The following is a 2923-nucleotide window of genomic DNA, read 5'->3' on the forward strand; positions in this document are numbered from 1 at the left end:
AAGTCGAGCCGTGAAGAAGGATTTGCAGATACAAATGAAAAACAATATAGCATTTTGAAGGAAAAGACAACGAAAGAATTTAAATTATCTTTTGACTCTTAATCTTCAATAAGTTACTATAATGGTGGTAACTAATCAAAGGGAACTTCATAGAGTTGAAAGGGGAAATACTTTTGAAAACAACTTATGTAAACGCTACAATTGCAACGATGAATGAACAAAATGAAGTGATAGAAAATGGATATATCATTGTAGAAAATGATCAAATTATAGATATAAATAGCGGAGAATTCGCTAACGATTTTGAAGTAGATGAAGTAATTGACATGAAAGGAAAGTGGGTTTTACCAGGGCTTGTCAATACACATACACATGTTGTTATGAGCCTTTTGAGAGGTATCGGAGATGATATGTTATTGCAGCCATGGCTTGAGACGAGAATTTGGCCACTTGAAAGTCAGTTTACGCCAGAGCTTGCGGTCGCTAGCACGGAATTAGGATTACTTGAAATGGTGAAAAGTGGTACAACATCATTCTCTGATATGTTTAATCCTATTGGAGTAGACCAAGATGCAATTATGGAAACGGTATCAAGGAGTGGAATGCGTGCTGCTGTTTCAAGAACTTTATTTAGCTTCGGAACGAAAGACGATGAAAAGAAAGCAATTGAAGAAGCTGAGAAATATGTGAAGCGTTACTATAACGAAAGTGGTATGTTAACTACGATGGTTGCACCGCATAGTCCATATACATGTTCCACAGAACTGTTAGAAGAGTGTGCTCGTATTGCAGTAGAAAATCAAACGATGGTTCATATTCATCTTTCTGAAACAGAACGTGAAGTACGTGATATTGAAGCACAGTATGGGAAGCGTCCAGTAGAATATGCAGCAAGTTGCGGATTGTTTAAACGCCCAACAGTTATTGCGCACGGTGTAGTATTAAATGAAAATGAGCGTGCATTTTTAGCAAAACATGATGTTCGAGTAGCTCATAACCCAAATAGTAATTTAAAACTAGGTTCTGGTATAGCGAATGTAAAAGCGATGCTAGAAGCAGGAATAAAAATAGGAATTGCAACAGATAGTGTGGCGTCTAACAACAATTTAGATATGTTTGAAGAAATGCGTATAGCGACTTTATTACAAAAAGGTATTCATCAAGATGCAACAGCATTACCAGTTGAAACAGCTCTTTCTCTTGCGACAAAAGGAGCTGCGGAAGTAATTGGTATGAAACAAACGGGATCACTTGAGGTTGGTAAGTGTGCTGATTTTATTACGATTGATCCATCTAATAAACCACATTTACAACCGGCAGATGAAGTGTTATCACATCTTGTGTATGCAGCTAGTGGAAAAGATATAAGTGATGTAATTATTAATGGTAAACGTGTCGTTTGGAATGGTGAATGTAAAACGTTAGATGAAGAGCGTATTATATTTGAAGCAAGTCGTTATAAACGAGGTTTACAAAGATAGGTATTTATATACCAGTTGAGAAAGCTATCCTTTCTAGAAAATAGAATAGGGTAGCTTTTTTTATTGAACGAATAAATATTCAAAAGAATGTCGCATCTTTCTATTGGTATTTCTGCTGCAATATGGGCTGTATTAGGAGATAGTATTACATCATTAAATTATGCAGACATTCCTTATTGGAAAGTGATTAGTAATGCTAATAATATAATTACTATGGTATTTCGGGGTTTCGTATAGCAGTGTGGGAAGGACACGACCGGCCAATGTGTACAAGATATGCAAACATGACCGATGACGCAGATATCATTACTGTTTTCGGAGGTACAAATGATTACGGAGGTACAAATGATTACGGGAATACGGTTACACTGGGAACAATRAACAGTGTAGATACAGGTGCTTTTTACGGAGCATTGAACGTCCTGTGTGCAGGTTAAAAAGTAAAGTTGGCTTCAAAGGCATCGCCAAAAAGGTGGTGCTTTTTCTTTTGAGTGGAGTGGAAACCCAATTAGGTACAGCACTTGGAGGTAATAGTGCTATTCGTGAAGCGACAATTTTTTATCGGAAATGAGTTGCTTTCACTTTTAGAAAACGCTGGTCGTATGGGAATTCCGCTACCTTCAGCACTAACGAATGCAGTTGAAATTTTAGGTGGCAAGAGCAATAAGACAAGTTCTGAATATGATAATAAGAAAGGAGATGTTGAATAATGACACGTTATAGTTTACACGGAGGGCACAACAGTATTGTACAAGGGGCTAATTCCGGAAATCGAAAAGAGCATATTATGGACCGTCAGGTGAAAGATGCGGTGGCAGCTAAGTTAAGAGCTTTAGGACACACAGTCTATGATGATACAGACGAAGTAGGAAGCACTCAAGCGCAAAATTTAAATAATATCGTTCGTAATAGTAATTCCCATAATGTGGATTTGGTTGTTTCTTTTCATCTTAATGCAAGTGATGGGAATGGGCAGGGTGTGGAAGTTCTGTATTATGATCAGAAAGAGCTGGCGGCTAAAATCTCAGCTCAACTAGCAAAAGATATTGGATGGCGTGATCGTGGTGCGAAACAACGTACTGATTTAGCCGTATTGAATGGAACTAAAGCACCAGCTATTCTTATCGAATTAGGATTCATCGATAACGAATCCGACATGGCTAAATGKAATGTTGATAAAATCGCAAATTCTATCGTATATGCTCTAACGGGACAAACTGTTGGGGATGGTGGAGGAAACGGCGGTTCTAATGGTGGATATCAATATGTTAAGTCTGGTGAATTCGGGACAAACTATCTAAATGAAGCGATTCAAGCTATGGTTGAACGAGGAACAAAGGGAAAAGTTGTTGTTAATCCATTAACAGGTCTTGCTTATATCCAAACTGAGGTATTGCCTAATTCAGAACTAGATAAAATCACTTGGTGGATGGATACTCGAC

The 2923-nt window shown here is 37.7% G+C and carries 3 protein-coding genes and 2 pseudogenes; all 5 read left to right on the top strand.

What is annotated here, in order from left to right:
• A pseudogene (locus AC1DJR_RS24460) lies at window positions 1-102 on the top strand (YunG family protein); the annotation flags it as partial.
• 53 nt (window positions 103-155) lie between these two features.
• Entirely contained in the window at window positions 156-1481 is a 1326-nt protein-coding gene (locus AC1DJR_RS24465) for a bifunctional S-methyl-5'-thioadenosine deaminase/S-adenosylhomocysteine deaminase (RefSeq protein WP_477003711.1), read from the top strand.
• Window positions 1482-1744: 263 nt separating this feature from the next.
• The gene (locus tag AC1DJR_RS24470; RefSeq protein ID WP_477003712.1) at window positions 1745-1918 is read left to right on the top strand and encodes a hypothetical protein; all 174 of its coding nucleotides are present in this window, start codon (window positions 1745-1747) and stop codon (window positions 1916-1918) included.
• Window positions 1915-2191, top strand: a pseudogene (locus AC1DJR_RS24475) (phage holin family protein); the annotation flags it as partial. The gene AC1DJR_RS24470 and the pseudogene AC1DJR_RS24475, both read left to right, overlap by 4 nt.
• Window positions 2191-2923, top strand: a 733-nt coding sequence (locus AC1DJR_RS24480; protein ID WP_477003713.1) for an N-acetylmuramoyl-L-alanine amidase, incomplete at its 3' end; no start/stop codon positions are given. The pseudogene AC1DJR_RS24475 and the gene AC1DJR_RS24480, both read left to right, overlap by 1 nt.

It is taken from the genome of Bacillus sp. 05T31 (assembly GCF_056396725.1).